The organism is Cronobacter sp. HA18006, assembly GCF_011605445.1.
GTDB classification, from domain to species: domain Bacteria; phylum Pseudomonadota; class Gammaproteobacteria; order Enterobacterales; family Enterobacteriaceae; genus Cronobacter; species Cronobacter sakazakii.
Window position 1 is genome coordinate 56,920 of sequence record NZ_JAANQB010000020.1, and the last position, 15,173, is coordinate 72,092.

10 protein-coding genes are annotated in these 15,173 nt (G+C 57.6%); 8 read left to right on the top strand and 2 right to left on the bottom strand.

Annotated features, from left to right (window positions below):
• The first annotated feature begins 21 nt into the window (after positions 1-21).
• Genes G9X48_RS09325 through G9X48_RS09340 form a run of 4 tightly spaced genes read left to right on the top strand, consistent with a single transcriptional unit; the run spans position 22 to position 4,805 of the window.
• On the top strand, positions 22-693 hold the full coding sequence (locus tag G9X48_RS09325; protein WP_097640690.1) for a molecular chaperone: 672 nt from the start codon (positions 22-24) through the stop codon (positions 691-693).
• Positions 694-734: 41 nt separating this feature from the next.
• Positions 735-3,287, top strand: a complete 2,553-nt coding sequence (locus G9X48_RS09330; protein ID WP_139156798.1) for a fimbria/pilus outer membrane usher protein — start codon at positions 735-737, stop codon at positions 3,285-3,287.
• A gap of 23 nt (positions 3,288-3,310) precedes the next feature.
• Positions 3,311-4,285: a fimbrial protein gene (locus G9X48_RS09335; RefSeq protein ID WP_085046429.1), complete on the top strand. Its 975-nt coding sequence runs from the start codon at positions 3,311-3,313 to the stop codon at positions 4,283-4,285.
• Between the two features lie 10 nt (positions 4,286-4,295).
• Positions 4,296-4,805: a fimbrial protein gene (locus G9X48_RS09340; protein WP_097640688.1), complete on the top strand. Its 510-nt coding sequence runs from the start codon at positions 4,296-4,298 to the stop codon at positions 4,803-4,805.
• On the opposite strand, the gene dinG is transcribed toward G9X48_RS09340, so the two are convergent.
• On the bottom strand, positions 4,796-6,976 hold the full coding sequence (gene dinG / locus G9X48_RS09345; protein ID WP_097640687.1) for an ATP-dependent DNA helicase DinG: 2,181 nt from the start codon (positions 6,974-6,976) through the stop codon (positions 4,796-4,798). The genes G9X48_RS09340 and dinG overlap by 10 nt on opposite strands.
• Before the next feature lie 292 nt (positions 6,977-7,268).
• On the opposite strand from dinG, the gene G9X48_RS09350 reads away from it, so the two are divergent.
• The 4 genes from G9X48_RS09350 (at position 7,269) to G9X48_RS09365 (ending at position 12,963) form a co-directional block, all read left to right on the top strand.
• Positions 7,269-8,114: a PRD domain-containing protein gene (locus tag G9X48_RS09350; protein WP_097640686.1), complete on the top strand. Its 846-nt coding sequence runs from the start codon at positions 7,269-7,271 to the stop codon at positions 8,112-8,114.
• Between the two features lie 107 nt (positions 8,115-8,221).
• Positions 8,222-10,078: a beta-glucoside-specific PTS transporter subunit IIABC gene (locus tag G9X48_RS09355; protein ID WP_097640685.1), complete on the top strand. Its 1,857-nt coding sequence runs from the start codon at positions 8,222-8,224 to the stop codon at positions 10,076-10,078.
• An 11-nt stretch (positions 10,079-10,089) separates the two neighbouring features.
• Positions 10,090-11,562 carry a 6-phospho-beta-glucosidase gene (ascB, locus tag G9X48_RS09360; protein WP_097640684.1) on the top strand — a complete coding sequence of 491 codons (1,473 nt, stop codon included), beginning with the start codon at positions 10,090-10,092 and terminating at the stop codon, positions 11,560-11,562.
• Between the two features lie 9 nt (positions 11,563-11,571).
• The gene (locus tag G9X48_RS09365) at positions 11,572-12,963 is read left to right on the top strand and encodes a family 1 glycosylhydrolase (RefSeq protein ID WP_166499927.1); all 1,392 of its coding nucleotides are present in this window, start codon (positions 11,572-11,574) and stop codon (positions 12,961-12,963) included.
• Positions 12,964-13,547: 584 nt separating this feature from the next.
• On the opposite strand, the gene rhlE is transcribed toward G9X48_RS09365, so the two are convergent.
• Positions 13,548-14,972 (bottom strand): ATP-dependent RNA helicase RhlE, encoded by a 1,425-nt coding sequence (rhlE, locus tag G9X48_RS09370; protein WP_012125292.1) that lies wholly within the window; start codon positions 14,970-14,972, stop codon positions 13,548-13,550.
• Positions 14,973-15,173: the final 201 nt, after the last annotated feature.

Here is a 15,173-nt window from a genome sequence, read left to right on the forward strand (position 1 = left end):
ATTTAAAGAGACGATATTATTATGCGTAAATTACTCGTTATTTCAGCTTTACTCATGGCGACAACAGCGGCACAGGCAGGCGTCATTATTGGCGGTACCCGTGTTATTTATCCTGGCGATAAAAAAGAAGCGTCTGTTCCCGTGACCAATAATGACGATATCAACTATCTTATTCAGTCCTGGGTTGATACCGATGCGCCCGGCGCGGCTAAAGCACCATTTATGGTGACTCCGCCTCTTTTTCGTATTAATGCACATCAGGATAATACACTACGCGTGGTACGCACTGGTGGCGATTTGCCAAAAGATCGTGAATCGCTCTACTGGTTAAATATTAAATCCATTCCTTCCTCAGTTAAAAAAGCAGGCGTTAATGATTTACAAATCGCCGTCAGAACACGCATTAAATTAATGTATCGCCCGGCATTGGTTACCGGCAAACCTGACGATGTCGCAGGCATGCTGAAATGGCATACCGAAGGAAACATGCTGGTGGTTGAAAACCCAACGCCGTTTTATATGAATTTCAACAGCATCAAGGTTAACGGAAAAGAAGTTGAAAAAGTCAATATCGCGGCCCCGAAAAGCGAAAGCCGCTTTCAGCTTGCGAATATGACAAATGTTCACGCTGTCTCCTGGACAATAATTAATGATTTCGGTGCCATTTCGAAAAGCTGGTCTCAAAACTTCTGAAAATAATCCACACCCGTTAATTTTATAATACGGTAATCATCATGTCCTTTAATAAAGCCAGACGGCCAAATGTATTTCGCGCTCGTCACTTAGCGCTGGCAATAACCTGTCTTTGTGCAGGCCTGCCGCTGGTGCAAGCGAGGGCAGATGATTATTTCAACCCGGCATTGCTGGATATTGATAATCCTTCGCAGGGTAAAACCGATTTAACGCTTTATGAAAAAGGTCCAGGTGCGGCACCTGGGAAATATCGCGTCGATATTTATATTAACAATGAACGCATTGATACCCGTGAGATAGAATTTACGCTTAAAACCGCGTCCGATGGTAGCAGCACGCTGCAACCCTGTTTCACTCTCGAAGATTTGAAAAGCCTGGGAGTGAAGACTGACGAGTTTGATGCGTTAGACGCAGATGCGAAATGCGTTGACCTTTCGGCCATCCCCTCTGCCAGCGCGCGTTTTGATGTTGGCCGCCAGCAACTCCAGCTTAGCATTGCGCAAAGCGCGCTGGGCCTGGTGCCGCAGGGGTATATACCGCCTGAGGAATTTAACGAAGGCATTAACGCGCTGTTGTTTAACTACAGCGTAAACGGCTCGCGCCAGAAAGCGCTGACGCCGGATGCGCAGGACAGCCGCAATCTCTACGCCAACCTGCGTCCGGGCATTAATCTCGGCCCCTGGCGGCTGCGCAACTACTCTACCTGGAGCCGCAACGAAGACCACTCGGGCACGCAGGAGAAGTTTTCCAGCGTCTATACCTACGCAGAGCGCGACATTGTTGCTCTGAAAAGCGAGCTGACCCTGGGCCAGAGCAGCTCACCCGCGGATGTCTTCGACAGCATTCCTTTTACCGGTGCGCAGCTTGCCTCTGACGACGACATGCTGCCTGACAGCCTGCGCGGTTACGCCCCCGTGGTACATGGCATCGCACGCAGTAACGCCCAGGTGATTATTCGCCAGAACGGGTATCTCATCTCCCAGACTAACGTCGCGCCTGGCGCATTTGAAATTAACGATCTCTATCCGAGCGGTAGCAGTGGCGATCTCAACGTAACGGTGAAAGAGAGCGACGGCAGCGAACAGCATTTTGTCGTGCCTTATGCTTCTGTTCCGGTTCTGCAACGCGAAGGACGGCTGAAATATAGCCTTACCGGCGGGCGCTACCGTTCGTATGACGAAAGCGTTTTACCCACTGCGTTTATGCAAGGCACGGCCGTTTATGGCCTGCCACACGGGTTTACGCTTTACGGCGGCATTCAGGCAAGCCAGCCCTACCATTCGCTGGCGCTGGGCGTCGGAGAAAACGTGGGGGATTTTGGCGCGTTCTCGCTGGATGTCACTGAAGCGAAAGCCACATTATCGTCAGGTGAGACACAGAAAGGCCGTTCGTGGCGTGCCCGCTACAGCAAGGATATCGCGCTGACGGGCGCCACGCTCTCAGTGGCGGGTTACCGCTTTAGCAGCGAGAACTATTACGCCATGCAGGATGTTTTTGACACGATGCGCCGCGATAACCAGTGGGCAGACACGCTGCATCGCCGTAGCCGCGAAGAGCTGACGCTTGAGCAGCCGCTGGGCGACGCGCTGGGTTCGCTGAACGCCAGCCTGATTCAGGAAAATTACTGGAACAGCAGCAAAACGATGTCTTCACTCAGCGTCGGTTACAACAATAGCTGGCACGATATCAGTTACGGGCTTAATTACAGCCTGAACCGTAATACCAGTGAAAATGGCTACGGCGAACCGGAGCATCAAAAGGACAGCGTCTTTTCTCTCACCCTCTCCATTCCGCTTGAACGCTGGTTGCCCAATACCTGGGCAAGCTACAACCAAAGCCACAGCAAGCAGGGCACCACGCAGAACATCGGCCTTAACGGAACGGCGCTTTCGGATAACAACCTCAACTGGAATATCCAGCAGAGCCATGACAGTCAAGGCCAGACGCGTAACACCTCACTTAATGCCGATTACAAAGGCGCTTACGGCGAACTGAGCGCGGGTTACGGCCAGGATGTCAGCCAGCGGCAAATCCATTACGGCATTCAGGGCGGGCTTATCGCCCACGCTAACGGCATCACACTTGGCCAGCCGATGGGTGAAACGGTGGCGCTGGTCGAAGCGCCGGGCGCAAATGATACCGCTATTCACAACCAGACCGGCGTCAGAACCGATGGTCGTGGATACACCATTTTGCCGTTTATCAGTCCCTACCGGCGCAATACCGTCGCGCTGGATACCGAAACGCTGCCCGCCGACGCTGATGTGACGCAGGCGGTACAGACCGTAACGCCCACGCGCGGCGCAGTAGTACGGGCCCGTTTCGATACCCGAACCGGCGCGCGCGTACTGATGACGCTGCACCTGGCTGATGGTCGCCCGGTGCCGTTTGGCGCGACCGCAACCGCGGATGATACCGCAGAAGAATTTATCGTCGGCGAAGATGGCCAGGTTTATCTGACCGGTCTTCAGCCGAAAGGCACGCTGCAGGTGAGCTGGGGCGCTAACGCCAGCCAGCGCTGCACCGCCGCATGGCGTCTCCCCACCGGGAATGGCGACAGCCAGTTTATTAACCTCTCCGCGCAATGCCTTTAACGCGCGTTACCAGGACATTTGTTATGCGATTCATCAAATTATTAAGCGCGCTGCTGGTACTTGCCGGTAGCCTGTTCTTTATGCCTCATGCGAAAGCGTCCTGTACGGCACCCATGATGCCGTATACGGTTTCAGTCGCGTATGTCGCCGTTTCCAGTACGTTACCGGTCGGCGCAACCATACCAGGCACTGACGAGCTCGTGAGTATTCACGGGTCCTGCAACGGCTATTCAGGCCAGCCGATCATCGCCTGCTACTATGGCAGCGGCAACGAAGTGTCCGGAATGCCGGGCGTTTACGAAACAGGCGTGGAAGGCATCGGCATTTCGCTGATGAATGATAAAGGCCAGCGCATCATCGGCGGCGGGGTCGGTTGCGACACGCGTAATACACCGCTGGGCTATGTCTCCACCGATGGCAACAATACGTTCGACTTCACCGTGACGCTTGCGCTCGTCAAAACATCGACAACGATCTATAGCGGGTCGCTTGAACAGGCGCAAACGGTGTTCGGCGTAGGGGTTTACAACCAGACCGGGATTGGCGCACCCAATACCATCGCTTACGCAGGCGACATAACCTATAAAACCGTCACCTGTTCCGTCGATCGTAACAATCTCAGCGTCACTCTCGGCAACGTGCCGGCCAGCGTGTTTACAGGCGTGGGCAGCAGCTCGGGCTGGAGCAGCTTTGAGGTCAACGCCACCTGCAACGATCCGGTACAAGTCGGAGTGAAAGTCTCCAGCGCCAATGGCTACGCATCCACCGAGCCATCCGTGATTAAACTCACTTCCGAACCCGGCGTCGCCAGCGGCATAGGCGTTCAGATGACGCTTTTTGGGCAAAATGTCGATTTTGACCATTACACCTTTGTGGGTGCAGTGGGTCCGAACTCAACGCTCAATATCCCGTTTGCTGTTCAGTACTATCAAACTGCCGACACCGTGACGCCGGGCGTTGCAAACGCCGTCGCGACCATTACCGTGTCTTACCGGTAGGAGCCCCGTGATGAAAAAGTTACTGCTGCTGATAATGTTTGCGCTTGGCGCACACCGGGCACTGGCCGACGATATCAACCTGCAGGTTAACGGGGCGATTATTGCCAGTGCCTGCGATGTGGAAAGTGCCAGCAAAAACAAAACGGTCGATATGGGAATCGCGACTGCTGACGCGTTTTCACAACCCTCTACCTATGGCCCCTGGGTACCGTTTGAACTAAGCGTGATGAACTGCCCCGTGGCCACCACGGCCGTTGATGCGACATTTTCCGGCGAACTGGATCCGACTAACAGTACGGCTTACAGGAGCACCGGAACCGGCAAAGGGCTGGCATTACAACTGGTTGACGGTAAAAACAATATGTACATGTTACCCGGTGGCGATAAATACACCGAAACAGTGGGCGAGGCCACGCACAGCGCCACGTTTCAGCTGCGCGCACGCTATGTCCGTACCACAGAGCCGCTGGTACCCGGCACGTTTGAAAGCGCCGTACAGGTGACGTTTACTTACCGGTAAGCGTTGCGTCGCCGGGCGGGCGCGCCCTTGCGGCCTGGCGCAGCGCGCTTTGCGGGCGCTTTTTTGATTAACGCCTCTGGCGCTTCGGGCTGTTCAATCGCAAACACCGGCAGCGCGTCCAGCAGCCGCTTGCCGTAGGATTTAGTGAGCAGGCGGCGGTCATAAATCACCACTTCGCCCCAGCAGCTATGGCTGCGGATAAGCCGCCCCACCTGCTGTATGAGGTTGAACGACGCCGCGGGCAGGCTTTGTACTTCAAACGGATAGCGGTTGAGGCTTTTCAGCCATTCGCCCTCTGTGACCACCACCGGGCTGTCCACCGGCGGAAAGGCGATTTTATGAATGTGCACCTGGCTTAGCAGCTCGCCTTTGAGATCAAGCCCCTCGGCAAACGACTGCAACCCCACCAGCACGCTCGCCTCGCCCTGCTCGATTTTTTTGCGGTGTAGCTCGACAAGCCGGTAGCGCGGCTGATCGCCCTGCACCAGCAGGCCGAGGCGCAGGTCAGGCACAAAGGACAAAAAGGTCTGCATCGCGCGGTTACTGGCGAACAGCACCAGCATCCCTTTGTGCTCGCCCTTTTTATATTCCGCGCGGAAATAGGCCGCCATCTCGGCGAGGTGCGCCTCTTCATGCTCCATCAGCGGCTCATGGCGCAGGCGCGGGATCACAAGTTTGCCCTGCTCAATATGATTAAACGGCGAATCGAGCGTCACGAAGCGGTCGCCTGCTTTATCGCGCAGGCCGCTCATCTCCTGCAGCCGCGCGAAGCTGTTCAGCGAACGCAGCGTGGCGGAGGTCACCACCACGTGCGGCACCTGCCGCCAGATGAGTTTTTCGAGCTGATCGCTGACGCGAATGCCCACGCAGTGGAAGAAAATATGCGGCTGCCCTTCGCGGGTTTCGCGCGTCACCCATTTCGAGACCGGCGCGCCGGAGGCGTGCGCCAGCGAGGCGAGCCGCCAGAGCTTGCTTTGCGTTTCAAAGTGGCCGAGCGCGCGGTTCATCTGCAACAGCACCCGGTGCAGGCGCACGATGTCGTGGCTGCCGGTTTTTTCGCTGAGATCGTTTAAGAAGAGTTCCGCCAGCCCGCGCAGGTTTTCGGTGAGCTTCGCCAGCCGCTCGCAGATTTCCATCACCTCCTGCGGCAGTTCGCCCATCGGGAAGCGAAACTCGCTCTCCTCGCCCGGCGGCAGCAGCAGCCCGACGATACGGTTCATGCTGGCGACCAGCTCGTAGACTTCTTCGCAGTGATTGTTAAGCCGCTCCGGCGTGGAGAGCGGCGGCACGGTTTTTGGCCGGAACTGCTCAAGGCAGGTGGCGACAAGCTTACAAAAGAGATCGAGCTGCAACCGCGTCCAGGGCGCGCTGATGTCGGCGCTCATCTCCAGCGCGTCGCGGGCGACGTCCGGCAGATGGTGGCCTTCATCAAGCACCAGCAGCAGATGTTTTGGCTCCGGCAGAACGGATTCGCTCTCCAGCGCCGCCATCACCAGCGCATGGTTGGCGACCACCACTTCGGCTTCCTGAATCTCACGGCGCGCCACAAAGAACGGGCATTCGCGGTAGTAGTGGCAGTTGCGGTTCAGGCAGCTCGCTTTATCGGTACTGAGCCGCGACCAGAGGTTATCGTCAATCGCCTGGTCGGTGTGATCGCGAAGGCCGTCCCACTTGTAGCTGTCAAGATCGGCTTTGAGCTTCGCGCAGCGCTGCTGCTCCTCTTTGCTGTTAGGCGTCAGCTCATCATCAAGAAACGCCAGCAGATCGCCCTGCGAGGCGCTGTCGGTGGAGAGCGCCACGAGGTTGCGCGGGCAGACGTAACGCCCGCGCCCGAACGCGGCGGTAAAGCGCAGTTCCGGGATAATTTTGCGCAGCAACGGGAGATCTTTACTGAAGATCTGATCCTGCAACGCCACGTTGGCGGTGCTCACCACCAGCGTTTTTTGCTCTTCGCGGGCGATGGCGATACCGGGGATCAGATACGAGAGCGTTTTGCCAACGCCGGTCGGCGCCTCGATAGCCAGATGCCGCCCTTCATCGCCGCCGAGGGTTTTCGCCACTTCCGCAATCATCTGCCGCTGCGGGGCGCGGGGAATGAAGTCCGGAATTTGCTGCTGAAGCGCCTTATACCAGGCGGCGATTTGCGATTTCTGCGCGGCGGTTAATGCCATCTGAAGCCCTGAAATACTGTATAAACAGCCACTATTGTGGCACTTTTCCACCGCCAGCTGAACCTTTTTTTACCCGCGCGGCAGGAGCCGATTCGCAAGACAGATCACAAATTATCGTCACGCTAATCATAAATCGCGGGTCATTCATTGACCGAATACCAGGCGGGTGTTAGGTTTTTTAACATTGCATTGTGCTTGTTACCGTTCGGCGGGCAAAACCTGAATGCAGCCCCGGGAAATTCCCTGGCGTCTGTATTTATGTTTTGCCCGTTTTTGCTTTCAGGAGTCGGCGATGATCATTAAGCAAATCCTTAATAATAATGTCGTCAGCGCCGTCGACGAACGCGGCCAGGAAGTGATTGTCACCGGCCGTGGGCTCGGTTTTAACGCCCGCGTGGGCGAAACGGTCAATAGTAGTCACATTGAGAAAACGTTTCGTCTGCATGACGATACCGTCTCGGCGCGCTTTAAAGTTTTGCTGGATGAAATACCGGTAGAAATCGTTCAGCTCACTGATGATATTGTCGCACTGGCGCGCCAGACGCCCGGCATCAAATTAAGCGAAGGCATTTATGTCACGCTCGCCGATCATCTTTTTTACGCCATTGAGCGCCGCCAGAAAGGCATTGAAATCGCCAACCCGTTACAGTGGGAAGTGCGACATTTTTATCAGGAAGAATACGCCATCGGGCGTCAGGCGCTGGCGCTGATTGCCGCGCGCACCGGCGTGCTGATGCCGGACAGCGAGGCGTGCAGCATCGCGCTGCATATTGTGAACGCCGGGCTTAACGATCCGAAAGGCAAAATCAACGACATTACCCGGCTGATTTATCAGATCCAGAATATTGTAAAATACTGGTTCGCCGTCGGCCCCGATGAACAGTCGCTTAATTACCAGCGCTTTGTTACCCACGTGAAATTTTTCGCTCAGCGGGTAATAGAGGGCCAGCGGCTGGAAAACGACGACAGCGAATTATTCGCGATGGTACAGCAGCGGTATAAAAATACCGTGGCGTGCGTGGAAGCCATTAGCGAATTTGTGGAAAAGAATTATCGCCACGCGATGACGCATTCGGAAAAACTCTATTTAACGGTGCATATCGATAATGTCGTACACCGTTTAGCGCATTCCCTTTAGGCTTGTTACTGTTCATTCAGGCAAACCCCAGAGGCAGCAACGTGCCGGTCATCATACCGGCGACTGTTTAATGAAACCGCAGGGTTTCATTCTGGAGAGGAATAGCCATGAACTACCCGCATACCGCCCGCCAGATAATTACCCTTCTCGGCGGCGAGGCGAATATTCTTTCGCTCTATCACTGTATTACCCGCCTGCGTTTTTCGCTGGTCTCGCTTGAAAAGGTCGACCGCACGGCGCTTGAACATCTCGACGGCGTCATGGGCGTCAATCTTTCAGGCGATCAGTTCCAGGTGATTATCGGCAGCGAGGTCGCGCCGCTCTGCCAGGCCATTCTCGCGCAGTTACCGGGGCTTGAGGCTAAAAAAGCAGCCGCGCCGCCAAAGCGCCGCAACCCGGTTTCCGTGGTGCTGGAGGGGCTCGCGGGGATCTTTTCGCCGATTATTCCGGCCATCGCCGGCGCAGGGATTCTCAAAGGCGTACTGTCGCTCTGCCTCGCGCTCGGCTGGGTGCAGGCCAGCAACCAGACGTACCAAATTTTGATGGCGATAAGTGACGGCGTTTTTTTCTTTATGCCGCTGGTGCTCGCCTTCAGCGCCGGGAATAAATTCGGTGCCAACCCCTATGTGGCGGTGGCGCTCGCCGCCACGCTGTTTCACCCGACGCTCACCACGCTGCTGAAATCCGGCGCGCCGGTGGCGTTTCTCGGCCTGCCGGTCTCCAGCGTCTCTTACGCCTCGTCGGTGATTCCCATTCTGCTGGCGGTGCTGCTGCTCAGTTATGTCGAGCGGTTTATCGACCGCCTGATGCCCGCCGTGCTGAAAACGATGTTTGTGCCGCTGCTGAGCCTGGTGATTGTCGCGCCGGTTACGCTTATCGCCATTGGTCCGGCCGGTATTCTGCTTGGCAACGCGCTCTCCGGCGGCATCATCTGGCTGGTGGCGAACATGGGCTGGCTGGCGGGGGTTATCGTCGGCGGCACGCTGTCGCTGATGATTATTACCGGTATGCACTATGTGCTGGTGCCGATTGTTATCAACAACATCAGCAAGCTCGGCTACGACCCGTTCAAAATCCTCTTTTACGTCGCCAATATGGGCCAGGCGGGCGCGGCGTTCGGTGTCTTCCTGCGAGCCCGCAATAAAAAAATCAAAACGCTGGCGCTCTCCACGAGCTTCAGCGCCGCGATGGGCATCACCGAGCCTGCGATGTACGGCATTAACATTCGCTTTAAGCGCCCTTTCGCCGCGGCGCTCATCGGCGGTGCCTGCGGCGGCGCGTTTGCGATGGCGCTCGGCGTAAAAACGTACGCCTTCGCCTTAAGCGGCATTCCGGGTATTCCGGCGCTGGTCGGCCCCACGTTCCTGTGGGCGCTGGCGAGCCTGGCGATTGCCTTTTGTGCGGCGGCGCTCATCACCGTAATGCTGGGCTTTGAGGAATCCGCCGAAGCGCCGGCAGAGCCGGAGGTGGTGGCGGGAATCAGCCCCGTGGCGCTCGCCCGCGAGGAGCAACTCTTCGCGCCGGTGAGTGGCCGCCTCACGCCCCTTTCTTCCCTCAGCGATCCGGTTTTCGCCGATGAAATCTTCGGTAAAGGCATCGCCATCGTGCCCGAGAGCGGCGAGCTGCTCTCGCCGGTGAACGGTCGCATCGAAGCGATTTTCGACAGCAATCATGCGCTGACGCTCAGAAGCGATTGCGGCGCTGAGGTTTTAATTCATATCGGCATCGACACCGTGAAACTTGGCGGCCAGCACTTTACCCGCCACGTGGAGAACGGGGCGTTCGTCGAGGCCGGACAGCCGCTGATTAGCTTTGATCTGGCGGCGCTCAACGCGCTCCACATCGATCCGAGCGTCATTGTTATTGTCACCAATACCGACTGCTACGGCGAGATAAGCCCGTTAAAACAGGGCGACGTGGCACCCCGTGAAGCCTTTTTGAAACTGACCGCCGCGGCGGCTTAAGGGAGAACAGCATGGCCTTTTCCAGAACATTTCCTGAGGATTTTTTGTGGGGCGGCGCGACCGCCGCTAACCAGCTTGAAGGCGCGTGGAACGTCGACGGCAAGGGGCTGTCGGTCTCTGATGTCTACACCTTTGACGTCAGCACGCCCAAAGAGCGCTGGCTCGATCAGTGGCTCGGCATGACCCACCGCCAGGTGGCGGAGGCGCAGGACCCTGAGAGCACGAAATATTACCCCAAGCGCAAAGGCAACGATTTCTATCACCGCTACGAAGAAGATATCGCGCTGTTTGCCGAAATGGGCTTTACATGCTTTCGCATGTCTGTCGCCTGGACGCGCATCTTCCCGCGCGGCGACGAAACAGAGCCGAACGAGGCGGGCCTCGCCTTTTACGACCGCGTTTTCGACACGCTGCGAAAGCACAATATCGAGCCGATCGTGTCACTTTCGCACTACGAAATGCCGCTCGCGCTGGTCACCGATTACGGCGGCTGGCCCAACCGCCAGCTGGTGGATTTTTATGTGCGCTTCGCCACCACCGTCTTCACCCGCTACCGTAAAAAGGTCAAATACTGGATGACCTTCAACGAGATCAACTGCGTGAAGCACCACCCGTACGTCAGCGTCGGCGTGATTGAAGAAGATCACCCGCATCTGGAGCAGGCGAAATACCAGGGCGCGCACCACCAGTTTGTGGCGAGCGCGCTCGCGACCAAAGCGTGCCACGAGATAATCCCCGGCTCGCAGGTGGGCTGCATGATTAGCTACCAGATGCTCTACCCGCACACCTGTCACCCGGACGATTTGCAGGCGTGCGAAGAGGAGCAGCGCGTCTCGCTGTTCTTCAGCGATGTGCAGGCGCGCGGCTACTACCCAGCCTGGACCGAACGCATGTTCGCGGAAAAAAACGTCCGGCTGGAAAAAGCGGTGGGCGACGACGAAATCCTGCGCCTTTATCCGGTCGATTACGTCTCGTTCAGCTATTACATGTCGAGCACCGTCAGCGCGCACCCGGAGCAGCTTGAGGGCGTGACCGGCAATCTCATCACCGGCGGCATTCGCAACCCGTATCTGGCGCAGAGCGACTGGGGCTGGCAGATAGATCCGCAAGGGCTGCGCCTGGCGCTCAACCAGCTTTATGACCGCTACCAGAAGCCGCTGTTTATCGCCGAAAACGGCCTCGGCGCGATAGATACGCCCGCCTACGACGGCACCATCAACGACGACTACCGCATTGAGTATCTGCGCCAGCATATCGGCCAGATGCAGGAGGCGATTGCCGACGGCGTGAAGCTCTTTGGTTACACCTGGTGGGGGCCGATTGATGTAGTGAGCGCCGGTACCGCGCAGATCTCCAAACGCTACGGTTTTATCTACGTCGATCAGGACGACATGGGCAACGGCACCCAGGCGCGCTCGCGCAAGAAAAGCTTCTACTGGTACAAAAAAGTCATCGCCTCGAACGGCGCGGATCTCAGCGATTAAGGAGCAGACATGGCGATTTTCCCGGATAACTTTTTATGGGGCGGCGCGATTGCCGCCAATCAGGCCGAAGGCGCGTGGAATGCGGACGGCAAAGAGCCGTCCATCGCCGACGTGGTGCGCGGCGGCATCGCCTCCGGCAAACACGACGCGACCATTGACCCGGCGCTTTATTACGCGAGCCACGAGGCCATCGATTTTTATCATCGCTACAAAGAGGATGTGGCGCTGTTCGCCGAAATGGGCTTTAAATGCTTTCGCACGTCGATTGCCTGGTCGCGTATCTTCCCGCGCGGCGATGAGCCAACGCCGAACGAAGCGGGCCTCGCCTTTTACGACGCGCTGTTTGACGAGCTGCTGAAATATGGCATTGAACCGGTCATTACGCTTTCCCACTACGAAACGCCGCTGGCGCTGTTTGAGGAATACGGCGGCTGGCAGAACCGCGCGCTTATCGATTTCTTCACGCGTTACTGCGAGACGGTGTTTCGCCGCTATCAGCATAAGGTCAAATACTGGATGACCTTTAACGAGCTGAACAACATGAACCGGATGCCGTTCGCCACCGGCGCGGTAGAGGCAGGCGCATCGCCGCAGGCGATTTACCAGGCCAATCATCACCAGTTTGTCGCCAACGCCCTCGCCAATAAGCTGTGCCATGAGATTATCCCGCAGGCGAAAATCGGCTGCATGTTGTCGTTAAGCACGGTCTACCCGGCCACCTGCAACCCGGATGACGTGTTCGCCACGTATCAGTTGCGCCGCCGTTCGCTGTTTTACGCCGACGTGATGATGCGCGGGCATTATCCGGCGTACGCGCAGCGGCTGTTTCGCGATAACAACATTCATCTGGATATTCACCCCGGCGATACCGAACTGCTGGCGCAATACCCTTCGGATTATCTCGGCTTTAGCTATTACCGCAGCGTGCTGCATAAAGCGGGTGCAAAGCTTCGCCTGGACACCGGCGGCGCGATGGGCGAGGACAATCCATACCTTGAAAAAACCGCCTGGGGCTGGCCGATTGATCCGGTCGGGCTACGGCTGGTGTGTAATGAGCTGGCCGACCGCTACGAGAAACCGCTGTTTATCGTGGAAAACGGCTACGGCGGCGAGGATATCGCCGATGAAAACGGCGAGTTTAACGACGAGGCGCGCATTCAGTATGGCCGCCAGCATATTCAGGAGATGGCCGAAGCCGTGGCGGACGGCTGCGACATCATGGGATACACCTGGTGGGGGCCGATTGATATCGTGAGCGCCGGCACCGGCGAGATGAAAAAGCGCTACGGGTTTATTTATGTCGATAAAGACAACGAGGGCAACGGCACCCTCGCGCGACGCAGGAAGCGCAGCTTCGCGTGGTATCAGCAGGTGATCGCAAGCAACGGCGAGCGGCTTTAGGGGGCAGGGTTTTCGTAGGGCGGGTAAGCGTAAGCGCACCCGCCGTCACGCAGCATGTGACCGGTTTTTGTAGGGCGGGTAAGCGTAAGCGCACCCGCCGTCGCGCAGCACGTGACCGGTTTTTGTAGGGCGGGTAAGCGAAGCGCGCCCGCCGTCGCGCAGCACGTGACCGGTTTTTGTTGGGCGGGTAAGCGCAGCGCACCCGCCGCCAGCGGCGTCATAAATGAAAGGTGTTATCTGCGCTACACGGGGGAACCGCTGGGCCCATAAATATGTGCGCCCGGTTACCCGTTCCGTTCGCCACAACGCTGATTCCCTCTGTCACGTTTACTCACGCGAACGTGTTAAGGGGGCTCGCCGCCGCCCCCTTAACAATCCCGGCTCGCGGCCAAAGGGCAGCCGCAAGGGAAAACACCCGGCACCGGCGTTGGCTTTTAATTTTCCAGAGGTGGGTGCGCTGCGCTTACCCACCCTACGCATGAGATTAACCGCCCGGTTCCGCCGCTTAACCATAAAAAAGGGTGCGCTTGCGCACACCCTTTTTACTCACCGGCCTTGTCAGGCGCTGCTAACACACCCGTGGATTAATCCCCGGCCGCTTTACGCGGCGCGCGACGGGTGCGCGGTTTGTTGCCTGCCGGGCGGTTGCCCTCGCCTGCCGGGCGACGTGAACGCTCACCGGACGGACGATTGCCTTCGCCATCCTGACGACGACCGCGTTCACCGGCCGGACGGCTGCGTTCGCCCGATGAACGGTTACCTTCGCCGTTCTGACGACGCGGCTGGCCCTGACCACGACCGCCGCCGCCCTGACCACCGCGTCCGCCGCGGCTCTGGCGACCGTTCACGATAGGCTCCGCCGGGATAGACGGATCCGGCTCGTAGCCCGGAATGGCCATGCGCGGGATCTCGCGCTTCAGCAGACGTTCGATATCGCGCAGCAGTTTATGCTCATCGACGCACACCAGCGACAGCGCTTCGCCGGTCGCGGCGGCGCGCCCGGTACGGCCGATACGGTGAACGTAATCTTCCGGCACGTTCGGCAGCTCATAGTTCACCACGTGCGGCAGCTCTTCGATATCCAGACCGCGCGCGGCGATGTCTGTTGCCACCAGCACGCGAATGCCGCCGGTTTTGAAATCCGCCAGCGCGCGGGTACGGGCGCCCTGGCTTTTGTTACCGTGGATAGCCGCGGCGGTAATACCGTCTTTATTCAGCTGTTCCGCCAGATGGTTAGCGCCGTGTTTGGTGCGGGTAAACACCAGCACCTGCTGCCAGTTGCCGTCGCCAATCAGATAAGAAAGCAGCTCCCGCTTGCGTTTTTTATCCACGAAATGCACATGCTGCGTCACCTGCTCAGAGGCGGTGTTGCGGCGCGCCACTTCCACTTCTTCCGGGTTATGCAGCAGTTTTTCCGCGAGCGATTTAATGTCGTCGGAGAAGGTCGCGGAGAACAGCAGGTTCTGACGCTTCGGCGGCAGCTTCGCCAGCACGCGGCGGATATCGTGAATAAAGCCCATGTCCAGCATACGGTCGGCTTCATCCAGCACCAGCACTTCCACCTGATCGAGCTTCACCGCGTTCTGGTGTTCGAGATCGAGCAGACGGCCCGGCGTTGCGATAAGCACGTCCACGCCGCCGCGCAGTTTCATCATCTGCGGGTTGATGCTCACGCCGCCAAACACGACCAGCGAGCGGATGTCGAGATATTTGCTGTATTCGCGCACGTTCTCGCCCACCTGGGCTGCGAGTTCACGCGTCGGGGTCAGGATCAGCGCGCGCACCGGGCGACGGCCTTTCGGGTGCGGCTGGTTCGCCGTCAGGCGTTGCAGCAGCGGCAGCGTAAAGCCTGCGGTTTTGCCGGTGCCGGTCTGGGCGCTGGCCATCAAATCTTTGCCTGAAAGCACCACCGGAATGGCCTGGCGCTGGATCGGAGTCGGTTCGTTGTAACCCTGCTCGGCAATGGCGCGCAGGATCTCAGGGCTTAAGCCCAGTGAATCAAAAGACATAGTTATTCCTGACTCGTCCCGACCGCAAAGGGTGTAGTTTCAGGGAGTCTAATGGCCGTCTGGCCGGAGAAGGGACATAAACCACAATGTCGCAGAGGAACGGAGTGTAACAGTTTTTGTGAACTACCGCATAAATTCTCGCGTGTACCTGTGCATCGCGGCTTTGTTCATCTCGACAAGGGTATTTTTTAGTTATAAAGT

Coding starts and splice junctions, on each gene's coding strand:
- G9X48_RS09330 (WP_139156798.1), top strand. CDS start 735: ATGTCCTTTAATAAAGCCAGACGGCCAAATGTATTTCGCGCTCGTCAC.
- G9X48_RS09325 (WP_097640690.1), top strand. CDS start 22: ATGCGTAAATTACTCGTTATTTCAGCTTTACTCATGGCGACAACAGCG.
- G9X48_RS09355 (WP_097640685.1), top strand. CDS start 8,222: ATGAACTACCCGCATACCGCCCGCCAGATAATTACCCTTCTCGGCGGC.
- G9X48_RS09335 (WP_085046429.1), top strand. CDS start 3,311: ATGCGATTCATCAAATTATTAAGCGCGCTGCTGGTACTTGCCGGTAGC.
- ascB (WP_097640684.1), top strand. CDS start 10,090: ATGGCCTTTTCCAGAACATTTCCTGAGGATTTTTTGTGGGGCGGCGCG.
- rhlE (WP_012125292.1), bottom strand. CDS start 14,972: ATGTCTTTTGATTCACTGGGCTTAAGCCCTGAGATCCTGCGCGCCATT.
- dinG (WP_097640687.1), bottom strand. CDS start 6,976: ATGGCATTAACCGCCGCGCAGAAATCGCAAATCGCCGCCTGGTATAAG.
- G9X48_RS09340 (WP_097640688.1), top strand. CDS start 4,296: ATGAAAAAGTTACTGCTGCTGATAATGTTTGCGCTTGGCGCACACCGG.
- G9X48_RS09350 (WP_097640686.1), top strand. CDS start 7,269: ATGATCATTAAGCAAATCCTTAATAATAATGTCGTCAGCGCCGTCGAC.
- G9X48_RS09365 (WP_166499927.1), top strand. CDS start 11,572: ATGGCGATTTTCCCGGATAACTTTTTATGGGGCGGCGCGATTGCCGCC.